The sequence below is a fragment of the Paratractidigestivibacter sp. genome (genome assembly GCF_052362415.1).
In the GTDB taxonomy this organism is placed as follows: domain Bacteria; phylum Actinomycetota; class Coriobacteriia; order Coriobacteriales; family Atopobiaceae; genus Paratractidigestivibacter.
This window is the reverse complement of record NZ_DAWEMK010000068.1, coordinates 1-3459: the sequence shown is the minus strand read 5'-3', so window position 1 is coordinate 3459 and position 3459 is coordinate 1. Positions and strand designations below refer to the sequence as shown.

The following is a 3459-nucleotide window of genomic DNA, read 5'->3' as shown; positions in this document are numbered from 1 at the left end:
CGATAGTCCTCCTCCTCCTCGACGCCCTCGTCGTCCGGGTCGATGTCGGCGTTGCGCGTGACGCGCAGGACGGCGGCGTCCTGAGGGTGGAAATCGCCGAAGCAGGAGCCGAGGCAGGTGCGGATCACGTCCTCGACGAGCGTGTAGCGGTAGCACTTGGCGCTGGAGGGCAAGGGCACCACGCGCTGCTCGGCCGTGGGCACCTCGATGATACCGAGAAGCCCCGACTCGGCGGGGCCGGTGAGCGAGCAGGCGACGTAGAGCCGGCCGCTGCGCAGGTTCGGGAAGGGGTGGCGCGGGTCGACGACGAGCGGGCTCGCGATGGGCGAGATCTTCTCGTCGAAGAGCTTCTTGACGGCGGCGAGGTCGTCCTCGGTGTAGTCGGCAGGCTCCACGCGGGCCAGGCCCTTGCCCGCGAGCTCGCCCTCGACGAGGTGGATTGCCTCCTCGTGGCGCTCGACGAGCGGCGGCAGCGCGGCGAAGATCGAGTCGAGCTGCTCGGCGGGGGTCTCGTTGGACTTGTTGTCCTTTGGCTGGTCGGAGAGGCCGCCCACGCGGATCATGAACCACTCGTTCAGGTTGGAGTCGAAGATCTCGCAGAACTTGAGGCGCTCAAAGAGGGGGACCTTCTCGTCGTAGGCCTCGTCGAGCACGCGGTCGTCGAACCGCAGCCAGCTGAGCTCGCGGTTCTGGGTATAGCTGAAGTCGCGCTCGGGGGAGGGCTTCTTTGCCTTCTGGCCCTTCGCGGCCTTCAGATTCTTTTCTTTAGACATGCGGTCTCCTCGGGTTATGTCCTGGTGAACTCGATTATCCTACTTGACGCTCGTAAGGTCTCTGTAAACCACAAGTGTCCGCGCGGGCAACAAATCAAAGCTCACGTGCGCATTTGCGCTAGAATCAACGCACTTCACGCGCACCGATGACAAAGGAGACCCCATGGCTGTAGATATCTCTGGCCGCAACTTCCTCAAGCTCCTCGACTTCACCCCCGAGGAGATCCAGTACCTCATCGATCTCTCGGCCGACCTCAAGGCAAAGAAGCGCGCGGGCGAGCCGCACCGCTACCTCGAGGGAAAGAACATCGTCCTGCTCTTCGAGAAGACCTCGACGCGCACCCGCTGCTCCTTCGAGGTCGGCGCCATGGACCTCGGCATGGGCGTCACCTACCTCGACCCCAAGAGCTCTCAGATGGGCAAGAAGGAGTCCATCGAGGACACCGCGCGCGTGCTCGGCCGCATGTACGACGGCATCGAGTACCGCGGATACGCCCAGTCGATCGTCGAGACCCTCGCCGCGAACGCTGGCGTGCCCGTGTGGAATGGCCTCACGACCGAGTTCCACCCGACGCAGATGATCGCCGACATGCTGACCGTGCAGGAGGAGTTCGGCCGCGACCTCCACGGCAAGAAGCTCACCTTCATGGGCGACGCCGGCAACAACGTGGGCAACTCCCTCATGGTCGTGTGCGCGAAGCTCGGTATGGACTTCTGCGCCTGCGGGCCGACCGAGCAGATGCCGTCCGCCGAGCTCGTCGCCGAGTGCCGCGAGGTCGCCAAGGCCTCCGGCGCGACCATCACGCTGACCGAGGACGTCGACGAAGGTGCCCGCGGCGCGGACGTCATCTACACCGACATCTGGGTCTCGATGGGCGAGCCCTACGAGCTGTGGGAGAAGCGCATCGGGCTTCTTGCCAAGTATCAGGTCAACGCCGAGCTCATGGCGAAGGCGGCCGGCGACTGCATCTTCATGCACTGCCTGCCGAGCTTCCATGACCGTAACACCACCATCGGCGAGGACGTCTACGAGAAGTTCGGCCTGCCGGAGCTCGAGGTCACCGACGAGGTGTTCGAGAGCGAGCGCAGCCGCGTGTTCGACGAGGCCGAGAACCGCATGCACTCGATCAAGGCGGTCATGTACGCGACGCTGAAGTAGCGTTGCGGGGCAGCGGGCTTCTGCACGGTTTGTTCGGGTGGCCTTTTAGGCTTTAGAGCTCGTGTTCTGCTAAATAATCAGGACTTCTTGGTCCTTTTGCAAAGAAATGAGCTGTTGTTGGTACTTGAGACACCAACAACAGCTCATTTCTTTGCAATTCGACCAACAACTGCCGAATTCTTCGCATCGAGCCTACGCCGGCCCTTTGCTCAGCGGCTAGTACACCATGCCCATGGCCTCGCGGACCTCGCAGAGGGTCTCGTGGGCGATCTCGTTCGCGCGGCGGTTGCCGTCGTGGATGATGTCCTTGATGTAATCGGGATCGCGCAGGAGCTCCTCACGGCGCTCGCGGATCGGGGCGAAGCGGCCGTTCACGGCCTCGGCAACGACGCGCTTGAGCTGGCCGCCGCCTCCCATGCCGATCTCCTCGGCGAGCTCCTTGGGGTCGCGCCCGGAGCAGATGCCGGCGGTCGTGAGCAGCGCGGAGACCTCGGGGCGCCCCTCGGGGTCGAAGGTGATGTTGCGCTCGGAGTCGGTCTTGGCCTTCTTGATGAGCTTGGCGGTCTCCTCGGCGGTCATGCTGATGGAGATAGCGTTGCCGTAGGACTTGCTCATCTTGCGCCCGTCGAGGCCGGGGAGCAGCGGCGTCGAGGTCAGAAGGCCCGTGACCTCGGGGAAGACCTTGCCGTAGCGCTTGTTGAAGCGGCGGGCGATCTTGTTGGTCACCTCGATGTGCGGCAGCTGGTCGCGGCCCACGGGCACGATGTTGCCCTTGCAGAATAGGATGTCGCAGGCCTGGTGCACGGGATAGGTGAGCAAAAGCCCGGTGAGCTCATGGCCGGAGGCCTCCTGCTCGGCCTTGACGGTCGGGTTTCTTTCCATCTCGGCTTCGGTCACGAGCGAGAGGAACGGCAGCATGAGCTGGTTCTCCTCGGGGACGGCCGAGTGGGTGAAGATCATCGTCTTTTCCGGGTCGATGCCGCAGGCGAGGTAGTCCACGACCATGTTGTAGACGTTGTCCTGGATGTTCTTGGTCGTGTCGCGGTCGGTGATGACCTGGTAGTCGGCGATGATGATGTTTGTGCGGACGCCCATCTCCTGCAGGCGGACGCGGTCGACGAGCGTGCCGAAGTAGTGGCCGAGGTGCAGCCGCCCGGTCGGTCGGTCGCCGGTGAGCATGGTGTAATTGCCGGGGTTGACCTTGAGGTCCTCGTGGACCTGGTTGCTGCGGCGCAGCGCCGCCTCGTAGCTTCCCTCGTTGGGCATATGTTCTCCTTTGCGGGTGAGTTCGCACTAGCTCTTTATGGTACGTCAAAAAACGTTTACGGGCGCCATGCGGGCGGCAAGAGGGGCTCAAAGCCTGTTAGAATTACCGAGTTGGATTTTCGATGGAAAGAAGTGGTCGACGTGGCAAGCTCATACGGCACCGACGCGGACAAGAGCTCGCTGCGCGGCAATTACCTCAAGGCGCGTCGCCGCATCGATCCCGCGACCAAGGGTGTGCTCGACGCGAGCATCCTCGCGCAG

General features: G+C 63.3%; 2 protein-coding genes and 1 pseudogene. 1 reads left to right on the top strand and 2 read right to left on the bottom strand.

What is annotated here, in order from left to right; translation table 11 throughout:
- Positions 1-773: pseudogene (locus tag ACT84W_RS07395) on the bottom strand (polyphosphate kinase 1); the annotation flags it as partial.
- 163 nt (positions 774-936) lie between these two features.
- Between ACT84W_RS07395 and argF the strand changes: the two are divergent.
- Positions 937-1932 carry an ornithine carbamoyltransferase gene (gene argF / locus ACT84W_RS07390; protein WP_444328738.1) on the top strand — a complete coding sequence of 332 codons (996 nt, stop codon included), beginning with the start codon at positions 937-939 and terminating at the stop codon, positions 1930-1932.
- Positions 1933-2148: 216 nt separating this feature from the next.
- Here the strand turns inward: argF and trpS are convergent, their stop codons facing one another.
- Positions 2149-3198: a tryptophan--tRNA ligase gene (gene trpS, locus ACT84W_RS07385; RefSeq protein ID WP_444328737.1), complete on the bottom strand. Its 1050-nt coding sequence runs from the start codon at positions 3196-3198 to the stop codon at positions 2149-2151.
- Positions 3199-3459 lie beyond the last annotated feature (261 nt).

What these genes read in the sequence shown, in the direction of transcription:
- argF (WP_444328738.1), top strand. Translation starts at nt 937, where the DNA reads ATGGCTGTAGATATCTCTGGCCGCAACTTCCTCAAGCTCCTCGACTTC.
- trpS (WP_444328737.1), bottom strand. Translation starts at nt 3,198, where the DNA reads ATGCCCAACGAGGGAAGCTACGAGGCGGCGCTGCGCCGCAGCAACCAG.